This window comes from Rickettsia montanensis str. OSU 85-930 (assembly GCF_000284175.1).
GTDB classification, from domain to species: Bacteria; Pseudomonadota; Alphaproteobacteria; order Rickettsiales; family Rickettsiaceae; genus Rickettsia; species Rickettsia rickettsii.
In genome coordinates this window covers 867,364-887,909 of the sequence record NC_017043.1, presented here as the reverse complement: position 1 = coordinate 887,909, position 20,546 = coordinate 867,364, and the positions used below count along the sequence as shown (strand labels likewise).

The window sequence follows — 20,546 nt, the reverse complement described above, 5'->3', positions numbered from 1 at the left end:
TAGACTAGTGTACTACTTAGTTAGATTTAGATATTTTAAAACTTCAGCATCCGGTGAAATTACAAAATTAGTATCCTCTTTCTTTAAAGAATTTTTATATACTAAAAGTGATCTATAAAATTTATAAAATTCCGGGTCGACTGAATAAGCAGAATTATATATTTTTGCCGCTTTCTCATCGCCGTCACCTTTAATAATTTGTGCATCTCGATAAGCTTTAGCAAGTATTATTTTGCTTTCTTTATCTGCTTTTGAACGAATACGCACGCTTTCTTCTTGTCCTTCCGCTCTAATTTGGGTTGCCTCTTTTTCACGTGCCGTTTGCATACGACGATAAATAGCCGCACTATTTTCTTGTGGTAAGTCTGCTCTTAAAATTCTAACATCTACAACATCAATACCGAAGCTTTTAGCTTCACCGTCCACTTGATTTAAGATATTTAACATTACGTTACTACGTTCCTGACTTAAAAGGCTACTTAGCGAGATTTTACCTATCACCTTACGCATTGACGATTCAAGATTACGGGTCAGCCTAATTTTCACACCTTGATAATCATGTACCGTTTTATAAAACATTACGGGATTATTAATTTGGAATTTGGCATAGGCATCAACAATAACTCGTTTACCGTCAGCAGCCGTTAATTCTTTTGCCTCAACCTCAACATCTAAAAGACGCTTATCAAAAAATTCAACATTTTGAATAAACGGGATTTTAATATTCAGTCCTGGATTTTCTATAGTTCTAACTGCCTCACCAAACTGGAATACTACTGCAGATTGGCGTTGGTCAACTGAAAATAAGGAGCTAGAAATCAGTATCAGCCCAAAAACAATTGTAAAAATTATATAATAAATCTTTTGTTGCATTTAATATTCCTTGTTGTTTAGATGTCATTAGTGTATAGCGTGATCATTCCCGCGCAAGCGGGAATGACACAGCACCTCTATGGTTTAATAGCCATGTGCGGCAGTAGTGCATTATTAATAATCGTTTTATTTGAACCGCCTAATATCTCTTCGACTACTTCTAAATATAATCTATCTCTAGTTACTTGCCTACCTGTAGCATATTGTTTATAAATAGCATTAAATCTTTGGCTATCACCTTCTGCTTTCGATATAACTTCTTCTCTATAACCTTCTGCTTCTTGTATAATCTTTGCAGCCGCTCCTCTAGCTTCCGGCAAAATCTTATTATTATAGGCTTGAGCTTGATTTATTTCTTTTTCTTTATCTGCTTTTGAAGTTTGCACGTCTCTATAAGCGTCTATTACTTCGGCAGGCGGCTCGGCTTTTAATAATTGTACTTTCTCAATCATAACGCCAGCATTATAACTATCCAATATCTTCTGTGCTAATTTCTCTATTTTATAAGTAATCTCCTGCTTTTGATCGGATAATACCCAAGAAATAGGAGTATTGCCTATGACTTCCCTAACAGCACTCTCGACTGTTGCTTTTACTGTTTCTGCAGGTCTTTGTACGTTAAAAATAAAATCTTCAAGATTATTAATATGCCACATTACGTCACAATTTAAAGCAACGATATTTTCATCACCGGTGAGCATTATACTTTCACCGGCAATATTTTTAGTATTATCGCCACCGCTACGCAGAGAGCTATTTGTACGATAACCAATCTCAATCCGGCGTGATTGTTTAACTTTCTCAACTATTATCTTTTCAAAAGGCGCCGGTAAATGATAATTAAGCCCGGGGTAGCCCTTACGCACAAAACGCCCAAATCTTATTACCGCTGCTTCTTCGCCTTCTTTTATTTCATAAATACCCGAAGCGAGCCATAAAGCAACCACTGCGACAACAGCTAAAATTATTGTTTTAGCATTGAAATTAAACGGGAATTGAAATTGATCAAAATTAAATTGATTTTTACGCGGTCTTGTGAATATGTTATCTTCTTTATCAGAATCAAAATCTTTCCATGGAGATTTTTTTAAAATTGAGATATATTTTTTATTAAGCATTTGCTTTGTTGTTTTATATTATTTTAAAGATGAGATAATTATATATATTATAGTATATAACGTCAAGTTACGAGCTTCAACAGCTTTAAAAAGGAAATTTAATTATGGCGAATTTACACCAACGACAAATTATAGATAAAATTCAGCATATTACCTTTAAAGACGGTACTTTTTTAAATGAAGTTATATCGGATATTATAATTAAAGGTAATAATATCGGTTTCTCAATAGATATATCAGGTAAAAACAAGTTAGAAGCCGAAGAAATTAGACTTAAGGCAATTAATAAACTTAACGAGATTTCGGAAGTAAATAAAATAACAATTGTTTTTACCGAAAGTAAACCGATGGAGAAAAAAGTTCAAAAACCAAAACATTTTGTAGAAAATGTAAAAAAAATTATCTTAGTAGCGTCAGGTAAAGGCGGAGTCGGAAAATCTACAATATCGGCTCTTATTGCTCAGCAGTTAAGTCTAGAAAATTACCGAATCGGGGTAGTAGATGCGGATATTTACGGTCCGTCAATTCCGCACATATTCGGCATTAACGAAGTACCGAAAACGAAAGATGGACGAATAATACCGGTACTTGCTCAAAGCATCGAAATTATGTCTATAGGCTTCGTCGTTAAAGACCACTCGGCAATTATTTGGCGTGGTCCTATGGCAAGTAAGACTATTTATCAATTATTATCGGTAACAAAATGGGATAATTTAGATTATTTAATTATCGATATGCCGCCGGGGACAGGTGATATTCATTTAAGTATACTAGAAAATTATCATTTAGACGGCGTAATAATCGTAACTACACCACAAAAAATATCAGAAATAGACGTAATACGTTCTATAGATTTATATCAAAAACTAAATTTACCTATTTTGGGAATAATTGAGAATATGAGCTATATGCTTAAAAATAATAGCGGCGGACATTTATCGCAAAAATATAATATACCACTAATCACTCAAATTCCGATCACACCGCAAATAGCCGAGGCTTGCGATAAATCACTACCTCTAACAAACTTATTAACATTACCTTTAGAGAAGTATTTACAATGAAAATACACGTATTGGCAGATTATAGAACAGGCAACACCCATCAGGCTATTGCACTTGCTGAAAAATTAACGGAAGAATATACAACAATTAAGCTTGAATATAATTGCTTAGCTAAGCTACCGAACTTTTTACTAAAATATTATCCTATTCATATAAAAAGTGAGCTATTGCAGTATCTTTTGGATAAGTCCCCGCCTGGTATTATAATTACCGCTGGAAGAAGAACGGCAGTACTAGCATTTTATTTAAAAAAGAAATTTAAAGATATCAAGTTAATACAAATAATGCAGCCTAATCTTCCTTACAATGCATTTGATGTCGTTATTCTGCCTTATCATGACCAACAACGTCCTTGCGAAGCCACAAAGTGGCTGAAGCAATCTCAGGACTTTTTTACTAGATTGCTTCGTCAATACTTCGTATTTCCTCGCAATGACGACTTTAAAAACATCATCCCCATCAACGGAGCTATCAACAACGTAACCGAAAAGTGCGCCGCGGCGAACTTGGAACTCCAAAAACATTATCCTAATCTTAAACAGTTTATTGCAGTGATAATCGGTGGGAATAATAAAAAATTTAATTTCCATGAAGATGAAGCAGTTTTATTTGCTTCATTATTAAATAAAATATATACTAATCAAAAAATACCTTTCTTCATTAGTTTTAGTAGACGTACACCACACACTGTAAAATCAATTATTAAAAATAATATGCCGTCTTCCACAATTATTTATGACCCGAACGAAGATGCAGGCTATAATCCTTATATAGCTATGCTCTCCAAGGCAAAATATATAATCTCTACGGCCGACTCAATCTCAATGTGCAGCGAAGCAGCTTCAAGCGGCAAGCCTCTTTATATATTCTGCCCACCAAACTTTAATTCTTCAAAGCATAAGATTTTTATAAAACAGTTAGTAGAACAGAAGATAGCAAGAATTTTTGATAAGTCGGCTATTGCTCTAGAAGAATATAGCTACAAACCCTTAAATGAAGCAGAAAGAGTAGCTGAAATTATTAAATCTTTAATCAAAAGCTGGTAATTATATGGATAAAGATATACAATCATACATATTCATTAATAAGCTAAAATCTTTACCATTTGTCAACGAAATATGGCTTTTTGGCTCTCGTGCTAGAGGGGATAACGATGAGCGTTCCGATATTGATATTGCAATTATCTGCCCTAATATTACAGATCAAGAATGGCTAGAAGTTATGTCTATTATAGAGAATGCCGACACGCTTTTAAAAATAGATTGTGTAAGGTTTGAAAGTACTAAAATAAGCTCTGAACTTTATAAAAATATATTAAAAGAGAAAAAAATTATATATGTCAAAAATAAACCTTAAACTTGAAAAATTTCGTAAAGCTTTTATGACGCTTGAAGATATTTATTTAAAACCGACAACAGAAGATAGGGCTTATATTGATGCCACTATACAAAGATTTGAGTTTACTTTTGAACTCGCTTGGAAGTTTTTAAAAGAATATTTTTCTCAAAAAGGCACAGTTCTTCAATATCCTAAAGCAGTGATAAAGGAAGCTTTTGTTGCCGGTATTATAAATGATGAGAGTTTATGGATTTATATGCTTACTGATAGTAATATGACATCTCATACTTACGATAAAAAGCTTGCCGATGAAATATATAACCGAATAAGAAATTATGTTCCTGAACTTAAGAAATTACTAAATATCATTGATTTAAAGATTTAATAATACCTTGCAGAGTTTGGACTTCAGGGGAAGAGAGACTATTTATACGTGTAAATATATTAGTGATATTTTGTTGCATAGCAGGTTTTTTGTCGGGAGCCTTGAAGAATCCGGCTTTATCGAGTTTGCCGAATAAATTTACTAAAAAATGCTCTATTTCTTCTTTAGTAGCTAATTTTTGAATGTTATGTACATCCTCTCTGGGCGTAGAATTACGAAACAACTCATAGCATATAATAATAACCGCTTGAGCAATGTTTAATGAGCTAAATTCGGTTGTATTAATAGTGATAATCTTATTAGCAAATGCGATTTCTTCGTTGCTAAGCCCATTATTTTCCCGCCCGAACATTATCCCGACTTTTTCAGAATTTGGATAATCTAAAGGTAAATTTTGTGAAAATACATAATCTTTATTCATAGCCCTTTTAATGCAAGTAGTAGCATATAAATATTTGAGGTCTTTAATGCTATCCTCTAGGCTATCAAAAATTTTTGCATGATCTATAATATTAACCGCTCCGACTGCATTACTACGTGCTTGCTCATTAGGCCAGCCGTCTCTTGGAGCTACAATTCTAAGCTCATTTAAGCCAAAATTCTTCATTGCTCTTGCAGTAGCACCGATATTCGCACCCATTTGCGGGGCAACTAATATTATTATTGGATTCATTTTAATAATTTTTTGTAACTAAGCAGGTATAGGCAATCGCTACGGCGTCAGCTTCATCGGAATTGGTAATTAAGGAAGTGCCAGGCAGCAAAAGCTTTATCATATGCAAAATTTGGTCTTTCTCTGCATGCCCATATCCTGTTACGGTTTTTTTTACCGTATTTGGCTTAAATTCTCGCATGTCCAAATTATATCTACCGATCAGCGACATTATCGCCCCTCTAGCATATCCAAGCTTTAAAGAAGTCACGCTATTAGTATTAACAAATGTTTCTTCAATCGCTGCCATATTTGGTTGATATTCTAATATTACTTTTTCTAATGTACTATTAATAAAAGCAAGTCTATGATGAATTTCATCCTTACTATTTGTTTTAATAATACCACTAGCTAAATATTTCAACTGTGCGGTCTCCTTTGCCACTACTGCCCATCCAAGACTCCCAAGTGCCGGATCAATCCCAAGTATTATCATGATTATTTAATGTTATTTTTACATTATTATATGGCTTTTATGTCAAGCCACAGGGTGACAGCTTTATATCTTCATATACTGATAAAATTCTTGATTATTCTCCCACAGCTCACGCACCTTAACGAATAAAAATAAATGAACAGGAAATCCAAAAAACCTCTCCATTTGCATTCGGGATTTTGCTCCTATTTCTTTGATTTTAGAGCCGTTTTTACCGAGTATTATAGTTTTATAGCTCTCTCTTGAAACTACTATAACTTGATTAATCTTTACGGATTTGTCTTTAAGCTCTTCCCATTTTTCGGTTTGTACGGTTAATTTATAAGGGAGTTCTTTCTGCAAATTTAAAAATAACTGCTCTCTTGTAATTTCTGCTGCAATAAAACGCATAGGTAAATCCGTTATGTCGTCTTCCGCATAAAGCCAAGGAGAAATTTTGGCCTTACTTGTTATATATTCAAGTAATCCATCAATATTTTTGCCTGATAAAGCAGATATAGGAAAAAGCAAGCTATCAGGATGATTTTCTGTTAAAAAAGCTTTAATGTCATTTAGATATTTTGATTCGATGTCTATTTTGTTCAATAAAAATATCGGAACAATATTAAGTGAGCGAAGCTTATCTAAAATATTATGCGTTATATCATCAAACGACTTTAGACTATCAATAATTAACAGAACTAAATCCGCACTATGCAAACTAGACCATGCACATCTTACCATTGCTTTCTCTAAGCTCCCTTTCGGCTCAAATATACCGGGCGTATCGTATAAAATTACCTGCGTATCTTTTAAGGTAATAATACCGGTAATAATTGACCTAGTAGTTTGCACTTTTGGGGTAACGATTGAAAGCTTCTCACCGATTATTCTGTTTAATAAAGTTGATTTTCCGCTATTAGGTCGCCCGATTATACAAACCGATACCGTTTTCTGATTAGACATCTTCCCAAACTTCACTTCTAGAGGTAATTTAGACGTCGATCCAGTACTCGCATCCTCGCGTACTAGTGTGTACGCTGCGGCGGCAAGTGCTTCCGTGTCTCCTTTAAATTCCTCTCTATAAGCTGGTTTGGGAAGATGTCTATTAGTCATTTTTAAGTCTATGCAATAAGCTTCGTGCTGCGTTTTTCTCTGCTTCTTTTATTGCGTGACCAGTGCCTGTTTGTTCATAATCTTTTACTTTTACAAGAACCGTAAAAGTCGATGAATGGGAAGCTCCTTCTCTTTTTATCAGACGATATATAGGTAGGTGGTGATCACTAGCTTGAGCCCATTCTTGTAAAGCAGTTTTTGGGTCATAATCCGTTAAATTCTGAACTTTTATAAATTCTACCCATAACTTCGCGATAATATCATGGGTTGTTTCAATATTGCTATCAAGATATATAGCTGCAATTAAAGCTTCCGTGGCATTTTCTATATTATTAAGATTATCACGCCCGCCTGCTACTTCTTCGCCATGAGTCATAATTATATAATCTTTTAAAGTAAGTTTAGCTCCAACCATGCATATTGTTTCTTTGCAAACCAAATATGATCTAATTTTAGCTAAATTCCCCTCATTATAATTTGCAAAATTTCTAAATAAAATTTCTGTGATTACTAAATTTAATACGGCATCACCTAGAAATTCTAATCGTTCATAATCTTTATCATCCTTGTACTCGTGATGTTGCCTTAAAGACGGGTGACTCAACGCCTCTATTAAAAGCTCTTTATTTTTGAAACTATAGCTAAGTAGCTTTTCTAACTTCTCAAATGATTCCATTACGCATCCGTGTTATAAAGATTTCTGAAAATTCGATTTAACCTAACAGATTCAATCCATGGCTTTAACTTTAGTACTAGATTAATAACTCCTATATCATTATCCCACCAAGTTATTTTTGTTGAGAACCAAATAAATTGTGCTTTAGCAATAAAATTTTCAAACGGTACAAATCCAAGATTTACTCTACTATCATTTGACTGATCTCTATTATCCCCTAAAAAGAAATATTTCCCTTCAGGTACATAAAAAACATCCGTATTACTGTATTTATCATTATATATAACGCCACAAATAGGAGCAAGCTTATAAGAAAAATATGTTCTACCGTTTGGCAGTGTTTCTTTAAACTTTAAATATTTTATTCCCTCTTCGCTTATATAAGTTCCAACTTCCGTGCGTTCTACTTTTTTGTCGTTAATATATATTACGTCATCAATCAATTGAATTTTATCGCCGGGTAGCCCTATTAAACGCTTTATATATCTGACACTCATATCGTTAGGCGGACGAAAAACTACAATATCGCCACGCTCCGGTTCACGAGCAAATATTCGCCCTTTAAAAAGAGGAATAAAATCAAAAAAAGATAAAGAATAATTACTATAACCATAACTATATTTCGTAGAAAATATATAGTCATTCTCAAGTATGGTTGCTTTCATAGACCCGGTCGGAACGGTAAACGGCTCCATAATAAGTATTCTAATAAGTAAAGCGATACATATTACAAAAGCAAAAGACCCCCACTCTTGCTTAGCTGTTTTATTAGTGTTTGATTTTGTATTATCTGTTTGCATAATCTCTTAATTATTTATCAATTGGAATCGTCATTGCGAGGAAATTACAAAGTAATTGACGAAGCAATCTCAGGAGTTTGTTATTATTTCATGAGATTGCCACGCTCCTTTCTCCTTTCAGTCGCTCGCAATGACGGCTTAGTATCCACGCGGGCAATATCTCCTCGCAATGACGATAAAGTCAAACCACGCTATAACTCCTTATCCTCGCCTCAATCTCGCTTCTAAAATGGCGTATCAGCCCTTGAATCGGCCAAGCTGCCGCATCACCTAAAGCACAGATAGTATGCCCCTCTATTTCTTTCGTAACGTTAAGGAGTTCGTCTATCTCAGATTTTTTGGCATTACCTTTAACTAGCCGCATCATAACTCGCCACATCCAACCCGTACCCTCACGGCAAGGAGTACATTGCCCACAAGATTCATGCATGTAAAATTTACTAAGCCTTGCTATTGCATAAATAATATCGGTAGATTTATCCATAACTATAATACCACCTGTACCAAGTCCGGAACCTACGGTTCTTAAACTATCAAAATCCATATCCACTTCACATAATGACTTAGGAAGTAAAGGCACGGAAGAACCGCCTGGGATTATGGCTTTAAGATTATCCCATCCACCACAAACACCGCCCGCATATTTCTCAATCAATTCTTTTAACGAAATTCCCATTGCTTCTTCAACATTACAAGGCTTGTTAACATGCCCTGATATGCAGAAAATCTTAGTTCCCGTATTGTTAGGTTTACCTATACCGGCAAACCAGCTAGCTCCTCGTCTTAAAATGGTTGGCACTACTGAGATAGACTCAACATTATTTATAGTAGTCGGGCAGCCATATAACCCAAAGCCGGCAGGAAAAGGCGGCTTTAAACGAGGCATACCTTTTTTGCCCTCTAAGCTTTCAAGCAATGCCGTTTCTTCGCCACAAATATAAGCACCCGCCCCACGATGTAAATAAATATTACAATCAAAGCCCGAACCGCAAGCATTTTTTCCTATTAACCCTTCTTTATAGACTTCATCTAAGGCACGCTGAATATTAGAGGCTTCATTATAAAACTCACCTCTAATATAGATATAACAATTATTCGCTCCTATAGCAAAGCTTGCAAGCAAGCAACCTTCTATTAATTTGTGCGGCTCAAACCTTAATATATCACGATCCTTACAAGTGCCAGGCTCAGACTCGTCGGCATTTACTACTAAATAGCAAGGCTTCTCTGAATTTTTAGGCATAAATGACCATTTCATACCGGTAGAAAATCCGGCACCTCCTCGCCCTCTAAGCCCTGATTTCTTAACCTCTTCAACGATAAAATCTCTACCTTTATCAAGCAAAGCTTTAGTATTTTCCCAATCGCCTCGCTTCTTGCTAGATTTCAAATCATGGCTTTGCTGCCCATGCAGGTTAGTAAAAATTTTGTCTTCTTCTTTCAGCATAAACTATTCTCGTTATGGCTTAAAAACGTCATTGCGAGGAAAAATTGAAAATTTTGACGAAGCAATCTCGTGCCAAAATCCTGAGATTGCCACGCAGCCTACGGCCACTCGCAATGACGATGAAGCCGGTCCACGCAACAATGCCTGCTCGCAATGACGATTCTTTACCTTTCTATTACTTTTTTATTAAACTTCCTATTAACAAACATTGTAAGTATTGGAGCAGAGATAAAAATTGAGGAATAAGTACCGGCTATTATCCCAAAAAATACAAGTACGCTAAAACTACGGATTGCCTCACCGCCAAAAAGAATAAGGGCTAAATTGGCAAGTAGCGTGGTAATGACAGTTAAAATAGTTCTTGATAAAGTCTCATTAATACTTAAATTTATAATTTCCGTGATATTTTTTTTATGATATTTACGTAAATTTTCTCTAATCCTATCATATATTACTACCGAATCATTAACGGAATAACCTATAATAGTTAACACTGCAGCAATAGTACTTAAGTTAAAATCAAGATTTGTCATACTCATAAACCCAAGAGCGAGTATTACGTCATGCACTAAGGCGATAAGTATACCAAGACCGAAATACCACTCAAAACGCACCCAAATATAAACCATAATCGCTAAGAAAGAGAATAGCATCGCTATAGCCCCCGCTTCTATTAGCTGCCTACCGACTTGCGGACCGACAAAATCTACCTTACGATATTCAAACTTATACGAAAAATTACTTTGCAAAGATGCTTTAATTAACTCAATATTTTTCATGAGATTTTCTTCGCTACTACTACCGAATCTAATCGATAAATCATGCTCACTACCGAAATTCTGTAAGACCACTTCACCTATTCCAAGCTTGCCTAGAACCCCACGCATTTTTGGCAAATCAGGAGCTTGATCAAGCCTTACTTCAATAACTATACCGCCGGCAAAATCAATACCGAAATTAAATTTATATATACCGATCCAAATAAAGCTAATGAGTGATAAAATAATTGAGAAAGTGTAGCTAACTTTTTTAAAATTCATAAAATCAAAATCGATTTTATTAGGTAAAAGTCTTAAAGGATAAATTTGCATTATTATATATTTTGTTGAATAAGGATTATATTTGTATTATATAGTAAATTCAAAAAGGTTAAATGATTTTTTATGTCAGAAGTAGTAGTAAAAGAACAATTAGAGCAATATATAAGCAAAATAGAAAGATTAGAACAAGAAAAAGCTGATTTATCTCAAGAAGTAAAAGATATCTTCCAAGATGCTTCTTCACATGGATTTGATGTTAAAGCTATGAAATCTATATTGAAACTAAAGAAATTGGATAAAGATAAACTTGCCGAGCAGGACGCTATGCTTGAGCTTTATAGAGATACCTTAGGGATTTGAGGCATACGTCATTGTGAGGAAATTACGAAGTAATTGACGAAGCAATCCCAGGAGTTTGTTATTATTTCATGAGATTGCCACGCAGCCTACGGCTGCTCGCGATGACGTATTTAGTATTCACGTAGCAACGCACTCTTTCGCAGTAATGACATAAGAGATACAAACATATTTAAGTTTTTGCTGCCTTAGTTTTAGCAATCGGGATATGTCTCTCTTTAATTCTAGCCGACTTACCGCTTCTATTTCTTAAATAATAAAGTTTAGCACGACGAACTACTCCGTATTTTACTACATCAATAGAGTGTACTATCGGCGAGTAAGTCATAAAGCGTCTCTCGACTCCTTCACCGTGGCTAATTTTACGTACTAAGAAAGATGAAGTAATACCGCGATTTCTTTTTGCGATAACTACACCTTCATAAGCTTGAAATCTTTCCGTTAATTTTTCCTTACCGTCTTTCTCAATCGATCTATCAATAATTTTAACAGTTACCTTAACTGTATCGCCGGCTTCAAAATCAGGAATTTTTTTATTTGCAATACGCTTTGAAATATTTTCCTGTTCAAAGCGGTCAATAATATTCATTTTTTAACTCCTTAACTCTATAAATCTTTAAGTAACTCCGGACGGCGCAATTTAGTAATCACATGTGATTGCTCTTTTTTCCATTCATTAATTAGCCTGTGGTTACCGGATAACAAAACACTCGGTACAGCTCGATCACGCCAAATTTCAGGTCTTGTATATAGGCCACATTCAAGCCCGCCCTTAAATTCCCCGTCTTCTTCAAAAGACTCAGAAGATAAGGTATTTTGGTTCATTAAAACACCTGGCAATAGTCTAATTAAGCAATCGAGAATGGTGAGGGTAGGTATTTCTCCGCCGGATAAAATGTAGTCGCCTACACTAATTTCTTTAACATTATACTCTTCAATTACACGTTCGTCAATCCCTTCGTAACGTCCACATAAGAATATGAGGTTTTTATTTTTCAACATCTCTTTAGCAAAGCTTTGGGTAAAGACTCTACCGCGAGGTGAAGGATAGTACATTTCAGCATTAGGATTTAAAGCAAGAGCATGATCTATGCTACTGCCTAGAACATCAGGACGCATTATAAGCCCGTTACCACCGCCATAAGCCTCATCATCAATATTTTTATGCTTAGTTAAACCGAAATCTCGAATATTAATAACGTCATATGACCAAATATTTTTATTTAGTGCTTGTCCTGCTAAAGAATGTCCTAGAGTACCAGGAAACATTTCAGGAAAAACGGTTAAGATTGTGGCATGAAGTATAGACATACGTTTAAAATAGTAGACAGTACCAATTAACGCAATAAAATTATAATTTAATTATTTACCCCACCCACCTGTCCTATAATCTTCTTTTCTTTGTTTTTTAGCAGTAGCTGTTGTACCACTCCTAAATGCTTCAGCCTTTTGTTGATGCGTTTTATGAGCTTGATCACTTTGAAATTTTTGAAATTCTGCTTTCTTAGCAGCTTCTATATAACGACTTGTTATTTTCTCTAAGCGTCTCATAGCATCTTTATCTAAACTAATACCTGCTTCTTTTGCTTGCTGCTCTATTTTTAATGCTGTCTTATAACCTGCTGCTGCGTTTTTAGCTATAACTTGCCTCTGCATAAACCCACTCTAGAATCTTTCTTCATTGCATCATTATATGGATTTATCTTCTGCACGATATCACGCTTATCTTCTAGAGTAGGACGAATATTAATAGCAGCATCGGTAATAATGAACGGTTTTGGAAAGGTAGCAACTGCCATTAAGAAAGCATGGCTTATACGACGTTCGGTACGTAGTCCATTCTCCTTATGAACTACCGTAGACATAAGCTCATCAGTATGAAGCGACCCTTTCATAATAGCCGCAACTCCTCTTTTCTTCACGAGCTCTACGGCTTTTTTTGCTGCTTCGTGGCTATGCTCAACATTAATTACTTGATAATCCTCAAGATCGACATTATTAACTTTTGCTACTGATTCAATTTTATGTTACAGACCAATCAAGACCGGTTTTATTACATTAATTTTATTACATTAAATTGTGCCGCTCTAACTGCACCGAGTAATGATTCTTTATCGATCAGATGAACTACTGCAGTTTTAACAGGCTTAAAGCCATCGGCTCTAAGTAATAGATCGATGAAATGCTTTGCTGCTTCATCAAAGTCAGGATTGTTGATTTCTTTTGGAGGAGTATAAGGAGTACCTAATTTCTTAGCTAGAATGGCATCTAAAAAAGTCTCGTTTATTATATGTTGCTTCTTCATAAACCCCTTAATAAATTAATCACTAACTTAATTAGATAGTATATAAGTTAATTAATAAAGGGAAAACTAATTATTGTTTTTAGCGAGCATTGCTTAAGTGCTATTAACGCAACAGTGTATATCCGAATTCCGTGTAGGCATTGTTGCGTAGTTCGGAAAATACCTTTTATGTCATTCCCGCGGAAGCGAGAATCCAGTAAAGCATAAAAAAACTTGTTTTTTATATGCTTATTTTATCAAATATGTAACTTCTGTATCAATATTGAAGTTATTTTTCTGGATTCCTGCTTTCGCAGGAATGACATAAGAGCTATATATCAATCATTTAAATAATTTCCAATTTCGTTCTTGCGGTGGAGAATCTTCTCTTCCTGCAGAAAAAAAATCATTAGTAGGATTTGAGCTTAGTTCTGTAAATATTTCTTCCCAACTTTTTTGCGGTTTTAAGCTTTTATCTGATGATAAATACTTGAGTTCTTCAGAACCATTTTCAGTTTGATCGTTCATAAATATTTTTGTTTTTACATATTCTATATACTTATAATTGTTTAAAAAAACAACTATTAGTTATTCTACTTCATATTTCTTAAATGATCTTCTAATTTTCTTAGCTTTCTACCATCGTTTACTATAGGCTTTACATAGGTTTGCATTTTGGCATTTTCTCTATATTTATTAATCTGATCGATCTGAGCATTGACTTCATCGGTAATGACTTGCTTTCTATCCTCTATTTTATTTAATACTTCAGTACTATATTCATAATTTTTAACATCAGCATTAAAGTTATTAAGCTCTTCCGTAATCTTCTGGTCTATTTCAGCTCCCTCGGCGGTATCTTTAACTTTTTGTGCTATTAATGCCGGCATTTCTTCGATCTTGATATCATCTCTTTTGAAATGATCTTTAAGCTCTTTATAAGTTTGCTCTAAATTTTCCTGGGCTTTCTCGTGCATAATATCATAATGCTCTTGGCGACGAGTATATCGATCTCCATCTATAAATTCTGCATGTTTTCTATGAGCGTTATCTATCATATCTCGCATCTGAGAATCAGTAGCTTTCTCACGCATAAATCTGTCGCCCATCATTACCGGTTCACCTTCCTCAAATAACCTACAATGCACCTCATAAATAAGCTTTCTTTGAGCTAATTCTTGATAATATTCCACATCACTATGTCTACCTGCTTTTTCTAGTCTTGCTAGATATTCCGGTGATAATATATCTGCTTGAGCAGCTAGCGCTTCCTTATTAATATGCATTTGGAGCTCTTCATGTTCTCGTGTTTTTTCATCATCTTTTAATTTTTCGCTATAAGTTCTAAGCCTTGGGTCGTTATATTCAAAATCATGCCATTCGGCACTGGTTAGATTACCCTCATAAGCATCACGTAAATCTTTACCGACTATTGCAGTTAAAGCTCCTCTTTTTATTCCTGTATAACCTGCATATATTTTTTCGCCTATACCTACACGCTTTTCTTCTTTTAATTTACGTTTTGTATCAACACGATGCTCTATCTCGTGCCAGCTTCTAAGCACTCCTATATTCTTACCGAACAGACCAACACCTCGCCCTGACATTTCTTGGTGAGCATTTTTATAAGCATCTTGATAATCTCTAGTAAAGTTTGCATCGCTAGCGAGTTCACGTAAGTTAGCATCTTTTAATGACTTATCAAGCTCAGCTTTTTGTTCGTTACTTAAAGCAGCGTAATCTTTCACTCCATATTTATTTGCAGCAATTTTATCTCGAAGCTGAGTAAACTTCATTTGCGATAGTTCTTTTGCTTTTAATTCATTCCCCTTAGGTAAATTCTTTAATAATTCTGCAATACCGTTTTCATAATCCGTAATAGCATTCATTTTTACATCTTTAGAATCTATACCGTATTTTCTCTTAACCTCATTTTGTACGGTTTTATTTGCTGAAGAACCGAGAGCTTGCTTTTCAAGCCTTCCCATCATCATATTTTCAAATTTCTCGGCAAAGAACATACGAGCTTGCTCTTTCCCTGCACTTACACGGCTAGTTACAGGTGCACTTACCGTCTTAACCACATAATTTAGCGGTCTATTCATTTGTTTCGCTGCAGATTCATAAGATTGCTGATTAACTTTTTGTATGTCTGTTAAATTACCTGAAGTACCAGCAATAAATTGTGCCGTCGATATAGCAGTATCGTTAAATTTACTTAGCAAATAAATAGACACAAAAATTAGTAATATCCCGTCAAGTTGTACAAACTTCCCATTTATAAAATTACTAATTCTTTTTGCATCTTTAACTAAATCTAAAAACGGTAATTCAATGTAGCGTTCATCTATACACTCATACGCAGCACAATGCTTACATTTATCAGGGTCATTCTTACAAGAATCATCTACTATTATATGATCTTCAGGAACTAATATATTTGCTTTGTGGAAATTATTTATACCGCCTTTCATCGGTACTGGGAACCACCAATAAAATATTGAATGACCCAGGCTTGGATCTATATCCTCAAGGAAACTACCGAATATTTCATTTATCGGACCTAAATTAGGAAAATCATGTTTACATACCGCAAAACCAAGCGTTGAATATATTTCGGTTCTGATGATCATTGAAATAAAAGCAATACCGGCAAATAAAATTATAGGCTGTAATGCATATGATATTAATTGTCTTAACCAATTCTCAAATAACGAACGAGTTATATTAAACAACATGAAACAAATAAATATCGGTCCCATAATTATAATCATACCGATAGTTATAAGAGCGGTTAGATAGATAATAGTGGCTTTAAATATAAGAAAGAAAATAAAATATAAGGCTATTAAATATAGAATGATATATATAAAACCAAGCCAATCAACAAATAGTAAAGAAAATAATTTAGATAAAGTTTGAGGAGAAATAAGTAACCCAAGCAAGCTTTGAGAACCGGGGCCGGTAGCCGAAGCTTCATTAATTATTTGCAGTATTTGCTGAACCCCATCAATAAAAAATACGAATAAATAATCATGAAAAAATGTCCAAGCTTTATCCGTACTTAATAATATTGAGACTATACTAACTTTTAATATTCTAACTATAAGTTCGACATGAGTAAGGTTTATATTACCTATTAAAAAGGAAAAGCCCGTAAACATTATATATAGAGTTAAAATAGCCGAGACACTCATCCTATAACCCGACGTATCAATTATTTGTTGATAAGTTTTCTTTATAATCCCATCCTTACCAAATAATACTCCTTTTATTAAATCCGTTAAAAATTGTAGCGGATCGGGTCTAGTATCAGTAACTCCGGACTTTATTACTAATCTATATTGCCCGCTATTATCATCATAAAATTTATCTATAATCTTAAAATAAAGAGGAGATTGAGCATATTTTGACTTATCTTCACCTTTATATTGATAATTTATACCGCCGGCTTTCAAGAATTGTCCTGTACTACTAACACTATAAAATTCATAGCCTACACTCGAAGTAAGCTCTCCTAAATGCTGAGTTATACCTTGCGGTTTACGCTGTGAGTCCGGTGAAATATTGGGATCGGTATTTTTAGCGGCAATAAGAAAATAAAGCCCGACACCGTCTGTCATTATACATGGAGCATTACTAATCATTGCATCATTTTGATTTGCGGGATTAGGAGTACACATATCAAGTCTAGCATTATCCCAAAAAGTACACGGTTGTAGCTTAACGCAAAAAGCAGCCAAAGTAGTTGTATTATCTTTTTGACCATACCATGGACACCATGCAGATAACTGACCTGAAGTATTTTTATCGCCAAGTATATAACTCCATGGTCTTACCATAACGATTAAAGGATAGCCGTTTACTTTATAAGCACTATCACGCCATGGTGCTACCTGATCACCTTCCTGTCTTGAAGTAATTTCTTCCGGATCATATCTAGAAGAGACATCGAATTTGATAAAACCAAAATCATCAGGATCAATACAAGTATCGCCGGTACAACCGGAAAGCAGCAATAGCGATATTAATAATGTAATAAAAATATTTTTGTTCATTTATTTTATGTGTTATTTCCATATGTCTCAATTTCAACGTCATTGCGAGCAACCATAGGGAGCGTGGCAATCTCATGAAGCAGTACTAAATTCCTGAGATTGCTTCGTCAATTGCTATGCAATTTCCTCGCAATGATGGTGAAAATATTTACAATTATTCTTTCTTCTCTCCTGCCTCTTTCTTCACATCATTACGCTCAGCAAGAAATTTATTTGTAAATTCACCACCTCTTTCCGATTTTCTAGCTTTATAATTTTGATCAATTATCTTGTTTTTGAAAACTCTAGCCGGAGCCATTGCAGCCTTTTTAACCGGTTTTGTTACCGAATCTATATCCTGCATAACGGCTCCCACAGGATCAGAACGTTCTTGATAATTTCCTGATATTCGTGCCGGTGTAACATTTGTAAGCATTCCAACTACTATATTTACAAAAGTTACTAAACCATATGACATCAAGCAATATGAATAAAATAATAAAGCCGTAGTAAATAATACTAAGAAAGTATTAGCATTGTTCGTTAGAATATTCGAGCTACTAATTTCCGGAACATCCGGTACATAGAAAGGTATTCCGGGTAAGAACGGTAATGTAAAAGAGAAATGAATCGGAATACCAAGATTTGTTAAATCAAGCCCTATTTTTATTGGTATAAGAGTATCCCAACAGGCTCTAACTACTACTTTTAAAAGCTGCTCAGATAAAACCTGATCTATCAATAAAAAGAAAATCAACAATATTGTCGGCTGCACTACATAGCTAAGCAATGTCGATATCCAATTATCAAATAAACTTTTAGTTTTTTCAAATAACATTAATATTATAAAAAATGGTGCTAATGAAATCATAACAGTTACCCCTATGAATGCAATAACATAACCTATTATAACTTCTAAAATAGCTCTAAAATAAGTAATAAGTGAATAAATGGTTATAATAGCGATAAATGCTAAACCATTATGTATTTGTAATAATTCAATAAATAGTAATCCCCAAATCCTACCGTTAGTATATTTATCAAATATAGGATCAATAAAACCAAAAATATTAGATCTAGAGCTTGTAGCACCTACTACGTTAGTTACAAAGAAATCAATACCGTCAGTAAATGCACTAAAGAAGTATGTATTAAAGAAGCTCCAACTTTCTTCTCTAATTAAAAAAGCTACTATAGCTATTTTGCATATACGTGTTATTACTTCTACGGCAGTTAATTTTAATGCTCCTGCAACGAACATTAGCCCAAATATAGTAACATAAAGGGTTAATGCAGCTTTAGCTAAATTCTGCACTGCAGAATTTTTAACTAACTTAATATAAAAGTTTTGACTAAAAGTTCTAAACTGATCGGTAATAGGTTTAATAGCACCGTTATATATTATATCAGAAAACCAAGTTGTACCAGTATAATTAGCATAATTTACACTAACTACCCCTTGTATATTACTATTAGGATTTACCACCCTTAACCATAAATATCCATCTTGCGGTACATCAGCCGCAAAGTTATAATCTACTGGCGTACCACGAACAGATGGATCAGGTAACGTACCATCAGATGTTATTAAATATTCTAACTTTATATTTTGTTGATCACCAGGATCAATTGAATTTGTCCCATTACCTATTTCAACAACCATCGAATAACGACCAAAATATAAAAAATTAGCTGACCAATCATTCTTATTTATATAATCTACAAAACTAGCATAATTTGAAAAATTTCGGCTCCAATCACTCATTAAAACTGAATTACTAAACATGTTACTAACTTGCCAATCGCTAGTAAAATCCATAGTACCGCCGCTAGTGGCTTGATAATATATAAAGCTATTTTGAACGCTGCCTGAATTTACAAAACTCTGATCTCGTCCCTTAATAACCTGCCCGCCTACTTTAATTATCATCCCTCTACCTTGATCGTAATAGCAAGCAGGGCTAGTATTTATACCGGCATTAGCAGGACAAGTATTAATTAAGTCCATGAAATACTGTACCGCTCTCATTGTCATAGGCTTACCGACTATTACTCCATTATCGGTATTTTTATACTTTGTAGCAGTACCCGTGCCGCTACATACACTTTTTCTTTCCTTATCTATCATATTACACACCTGCTCTGCAGAAGAATAAATTATTCTATTATCAAAATTTCCAAGGTTACTTTGAGTATAAAGTGCAGAAGCAGCGAATATCGAGCTATCAAGTTCCTGTGTTAAAATATTATCTAGAGTATTAGAGCTAAAAAAATTATCTTTATCAATTAAACTAATATTCACTACATCGCCGGCCTTAACTTCAATTCTCGAATTACCGTTAGAATAGTTAAAATATTTGACAGCATCAGACATTTTAGTAAATGAAAGTGCATCAAGGTCTTTATCAGGCGGTATAGCCCCCAGTGTTTCACTGTTATTGTCCGTAACAAAACGAGGAAATCCTAAAGCTTCAAATTGTAATTTAGAATAATTATAAGTTTTAATGAAAACTTGCGGCGTACTAAACCTTGGATCGATTCTATATAATACTAGATATTTTCTAGGTTTAGAAGTAACACCTGAAGTAGACCAATTTATTTTTAACAATTTACCTTTCTCAACAGTATTACCTGTTGATTGCCAAATTCCGGCTGTAGATATACTAATTCCTATATTACCCTCTTGAAAACTTGTAAATTCAGGCACCTCTAAACAACCGAATAAGCTTTTTAACCCGCCAAAACTGGTTGACATCCACGAAAAAGCATCATCGGCTTTAGCTGGCATCGCCATAAACAAAACTAATAAAACTAAACTCTTAAGAATTTTCATAATTTTAAATTGTTATCCAACACGTCACACCGTGGCTTGTCCATAGTATTA

General features: G+C 34.3%; 20 protein-coding genes and 1 pseudogene. 5 read left to right on the top strand and 16 right to left on the bottom strand.

From position 1 onward, the window contains the following. Window positions 1-12: 12 nt before the first annotated feature. On the bottom strand, window positions 13-873 hold the full coding sequence (hflC, locus tag MCI_RS04855; protein ID WP_014409897.1) for a protease modulator HflC: 861 nt from the start codon (window positions 871-873) through the stop codon (window positions 13-15). A gap of 77 nt (window positions 874-950) precedes the next feature. Further along, window positions 951-1,991, bottom strand: coding sequence for an FtsH protease activity modulator HflK (gene hflK, locus MCI_RS04850; protein ID WP_014409896.1), 1,041 nt, complete (start codon window positions 1,989-1,991; stop codon window positions 951-953). Between the two features lie 104 nt (window positions 1,992-2,095). On the opposite strand from hflK, the gene MCI_RS04845 reads away from it, so the two are divergent. The 4 genes from MCI_RS04845 to MCI_RS04830 are packed head-to-tail and all read left to right on the top strand — an operon-like array spanning window position 2,096 to window position 4,778. Further along, a complete protein-coding gene (locus tag MCI_RS04845; RefSeq protein WP_014409895.1) occupies window positions 2,096-3,055 on the top strand; it encodes an Mrp/NBP35 family ATP-binding protein in 960 nt (319 codons plus the stop codon). Beyond that, a complete protein-coding gene (locus MCI_RS04840; RefSeq protein ID WP_014409894.1) occupies window positions 3,052-4,101 on the top strand; it encodes a mitochondrial fission ELM1 family protein in 1,050 nt (349 codons plus the stop codon). The genes MCI_RS04845 and MCI_RS04840 overlap by 4 nt, the downstream gene beginning before the upstream one ends. Window positions 4,102-4,105: 4 nt before the next feature. After that, window positions 4,106-4,411 carry a nucleotidyltransferase domain-containing protein gene (locus MCI_RS04835; RefSeq protein ID WP_014408212.1) on the top strand — a complete coding sequence of 102 codons (306 nt, stop codon included), beginning with the start codon at window positions 4,106-4,108 and terminating at the stop codon, window positions 4,409-4,411. After that, window positions 4,392-4,778 (top strand): nucleotidyltransferase substrate binding protein, encoded by a 387-nt coding sequence (locus tag MCI_RS04830; RefSeq protein ID WP_014409893.1) that lies wholly within the window; start codon window positions 4,392-4,394, stop codon window positions 4,776-4,778. Before MCI_RS04835 ends, MCI_RS04830 begins: the two co-directional genes overlap by 20 nt. Here MCI_RS04830 and MCI_RS04825 read toward each other — a convergent pair. The 7 genes from MCI_RS04825 to secF form a co-directional block, all read right to left on the bottom strand. Further along, complete coding sequence (locus MCI_RS04825; RefSeq protein ID WP_014409892.1) at window positions 4,759-5,451, bottom strand: RNA methyltransferase; 693 nt, start codon at window positions 5,449-5,451, stop codon at window positions 4,759-4,761. The two genes, MCI_RS04830 and MCI_RS04825, sit on opposite strands and share 20 nt — an antisense overlap. A 1-nt stretch (window position 5,452) precedes the next feature. Beyond that, window positions 5,453-5,926, bottom strand: a complete 474-nt coding sequence (gene ruvC / locus MCI_RS04820; protein WP_014409891.1) for a crossover junction endodeoxyribonuclease RuvC — start codon at window positions 5,924-5,926, stop codon at window positions 5,453-5,455. Between the two features lie 63 nt (window positions 5,927-5,989). After that, window positions 5,990-7,021: a GTPase Era gene (gene era, locus MCI_RS04815; RefSeq protein WP_014409890.1), complete on the bottom strand. Its 1,032-nt coding sequence runs from the start codon at window positions 7,019-7,021 to the stop codon at window positions 5,990-5,992. Beyond that, window positions 7,014-7,697 carry a ribonuclease III gene (rnc, locus tag MCI_RS04810; RefSeq protein WP_014409889.1) on the bottom strand — a complete coding sequence of 228 codons (684 nt, stop codon included), beginning with the start codon at window positions 7,695-7,697 and terminating at the stop codon, window positions 7,014-7,016. Before rnc ends, era begins: the two co-directional genes overlap by 8 nt. Continuing rightward, complete coding sequence (gene lepB, locus MCI_RS04805; RefSeq protein ID WP_014409888.1) at window positions 7,697-8,497, bottom strand: signal peptidase I; 801 nt, start codon at window positions 8,495-8,497, stop codon at window positions 7,697-7,699. The genes rnc and lepB overlap by 1 nt, the downstream gene beginning before the upstream one ends. Before the next feature lie 181 nt (window positions 8,498-8,678). Further along, window positions 8,679-9,944, bottom strand: coding sequence for an NADH-quinone oxidoreductase subunit NuoF (gene nuoF / locus MCI_RS04800; protein WP_014409887.1), 1,266 nt, complete (start codon window positions 9,942-9,944; stop codon window positions 8,679-8,681). Between the two features lie 164 nt (window positions 9,945-10,108). Beyond that, on the bottom strand, window positions 10,109-11,035 hold the full coding sequence (gene secF / locus MCI_RS04795; RefSeq protein WP_014409886.1) for a protein translocase subunit SecF: 927 nt from the start codon (window positions 11,033-11,035) through the stop codon (window positions 10,109-10,111). A 72-nt stretch (window positions 11,036-11,107) separates the two neighbouring features. Here secF and MCI_RS04790 point away from each other — a divergent pair, with 72 nt between their 5' ends. Beyond that, the gene (locus tag MCI_RS04790) at window positions 11,108-11,344 is read left to right on the top strand and encodes a DUF2312 domain-containing protein (protein ID WP_004996682.1); all 237 of its coding nucleotides are present in this window, start codon (window positions 11,108-11,110) and stop codon (window positions 11,342-11,344) included. A 169-nt stretch (window positions 11,345-11,513) separates the two neighbouring features. Here MCI_RS04790 and rplS read toward each other — a convergent pair whose 3' ends face one another. From rplS to MCI_RS04755, 7 genes and pseudogenes are all read right to left on the bottom strand, one after another. Continuing rightward, entirely contained in the window at window positions 11,514-11,930 is a 417-nt protein-coding gene (gene rplS / locus MCI_RS04785) for a 50S ribosomal protein L19 (protein WP_014409885.1), read from the bottom strand. A gap of 17 nt (window positions 11,931-11,947) precedes the next feature. Next, complete coding sequence (trmD, locus tag MCI_RS04780; RefSeq protein ID WP_014409884.1) at window positions 11,948-12,652, bottom strand: tRNA (guanosine(37)-N1)-methyltransferase TrmD; 705 nt, start codon at window positions 12,650-12,652, stop codon at window positions 11,948-11,950. Between the two features lie 51 nt (window positions 12,653-12,703). Continuing rightward, entirely contained in the window at window positions 12,704-12,997 is a 294-nt protein-coding gene (locus MCI_RS04775; protein WP_014409883.1) for a hypothetical protein, read from the bottom strand. Between the two features lie 5 nt (window positions 12,998-13,002). Next, window positions 13,003-13,646 (bottom strand): annotated as a pseudogene (locus tag MCI_RS04770) (phosphate acyltransferase); the annotation flags it as partial. Window positions 13,647-13,967: 321 nt separating this feature from the next. Then, window positions 13,968-14,153, bottom strand: coding sequence for a hypothetical protein (locus tag MCI_RS04765; protein ID WP_014409882.1), 186 nt, complete (start codon window positions 14,151-14,153; stop codon window positions 13,968-13,970). Between the two features lie 65 nt (window positions 14,154-14,218). Further along, window positions 14,219-17,683 carry a type IV secretion system protein gene (locus MCI_RS04760; protein WP_014409881.1) on the bottom strand — a complete coding sequence of 1,155 codons (3,465 nt, stop codon included), beginning with the start codon at window positions 17,681-17,683 and terminating at the stop codon, window positions 14,219-14,221. Window positions 17,684-17,837: 154 nt separating this feature from the next. Then, complete coding sequence (locus tag MCI_RS04755) at window positions 17,838-20,495, bottom strand: type IV secretion system protein (protein ID WP_014409880.1); 2,658 nt, start codon at window positions 20,493-20,495, stop codon at window positions 17,838-17,840. Window positions 20,496-20,546: the final 51 nt, after the last annotated feature.